Source organism: Caballeronia arvi (genome assembly GCF_001544695.2).
GTDB classification, from domain to species: Bacteria; Pseudomonadota; Gammaproteobacteria; order Burkholderiales; family Burkholderiaceae; genus Caballeronia; species Caballeronia arvi.
This window is the reverse complement of the sequence record NZ_FCOM02000214.1, coordinates 1-1,579: the sequence shown is the minus strand read 5'-3', so window position 1 is coordinate 1,579 and position 1,579 is coordinate 1. Positions and strand designations below refer to the sequence as shown.

Genomic DNA, 1,579 nt, shown 5'->3' with positions numbered 1-1,579 from the left:
CGGATTACGCGGCGAGCCGATGCTCGTAATAAAAGCGATCGCGGTCGTTCAGGATGGCGTACAGCGCATCGAGGTTTGACGGATTCGGATTCAGCCATGCTTCCACGTTCTCCGGCTTGATCGGCACGATGCATCTATCGTGACCGGCCTCGGCGACTTCGGCTGGCGGCTCGTCGGTAATCGCCGCGAACGAAAGCAGATCCGGCTGATCCTTCGCCGTCCAGCGCGACCACAGACAGGCGACCAGCATCTCGCCACCCGAGTCCGGATTGAACTCAAGGACGACATTCTCGTCCTTCTCACCGGCGGCCAGTGGCCGCCCTTCCATGCGCGCCCGGCTCACATTCTCGTAAAAGCGATTCACGATCATGATGCCGTGGGAGTAGCCAAAGAGCGGCCGCCAGAAGCCCCCTAAACTATCGACGCGACAGTTGTACGTGCCAGGGAAGCGCGTATCGTAGTTCGCGGGCTTCCCTGCAATGCGGCACTGATAGCGCATGGGCTTTACGACGTACTCTCCGTTTTCAACAACGAGCACGGGTGCGTAGTGACCGGGGAAGATGCGTGAATCTCTCGGCTGCCCTTCGGTGCGCTTGAGGTCTTCGAGACGGCGCAGTGCCGCATCGATCTTGTCGCTGGCAATGCGCTTGCTCTCCGTGGCCGCCTTCGTGACCTTGCTCTGCAAGGTACGCTCTGCGTCGGCGAGGCGAGTGCGCTGCGTGAAGAGCTCCTGCTCCAGACTCGTCGCCTGCTCTGCGTTGTAACGATCGATGAATGCCTTGATCTGCCGTTCATCGTCAATCTGCGCGTCATTTTGTGGATCGACGAACGCGTCTTCCATCGCCTTCGGAATCTTCGCCTTGCTACGCTCGGCACGCTCCCAGAACAGACGCGCGAACTCCCGGATGTCCATCTGCGCGCCGAACATCTTCACGTAGCGTCGATAATCCGCCTGGATCTGCGCCGAGTAACACATAGGTCATCGCCTCCCGTTTCGTAGGTTGGCCGTCGTCACAGCGCTTCGCGGCAGAGCCGCATCATCTTCTGGACCACGGTGCTCGCATGGTTCAACCCCATGTCGCCGGTGAAGAGGGCCTGCACGTCCGATTGGCGAACCGCGATCCCGGCTTCCTTCAGATCGCGGCGAGCGATCTTGAACGCCAGTTGGCCGATGCGAACACGTTCGAGCCAGTGCATCTCAACGAGGCTACGCTTGAGCCAGATTCGGCAACTCTCGACGACGTGATCCACTCGCCACTCCTGCGTCAGCGCATAGGAGGCCGCCACCGTCGCCACCAGGAAGCACAACAGATCGGCTCGTGCGCCGGCCAGTTCGTCAATATCTGGTTTGCTCATTTCTCTCCCTACTTATTCCCAACCTACCCGCCAACAACAGCACGTGCGGACGAGCGCAGGACTTTTCAATAACGCCGGAGTTAACTTCGCTCGCTGCAGCGCGTTCCTGTGCCCACGCACGAACCGTCGCACCCGGGACAGTATTGGCGATGCCGCAGGCTATCGTCGACCCGCCAGCAATTGAAATCTTCGACGAACTTCGTCCCGACCGTCCAGCCAATCT

At 60.1% G+C, this 1,579-nt stretch carries 2 protein-coding genes; both read right to left on the bottom strand.

Going from position 1 to position 1,579, the window contains the following annotated elements:
- Positions 1 to 4 precede the first annotated feature (4 nt).
- A complete protein-coding gene (locus AWB74_RS44415; RefSeq protein WP_061152784.1) occupies positions 5 to 976 on the bottom strand; it encodes an SOS response-associated peptidase family protein in 972 nt (323 codons plus the stop codon).
- A 35-nt stretch (positions 977 to 1,011) separates the two neighbouring features.
- On the bottom strand, positions 1,012 to 1,356 hold the full coding sequence (locus AWB74_RS44410) for a hypothetical protein (RefSeq protein WP_061152783.1): 345 nt from the start codon (positions 1,354 to 1,356) through the stop codon (positions 1,012 to 1,014).
- Positions 1,357 to 1,579: the final 223 nt, after the last annotated feature.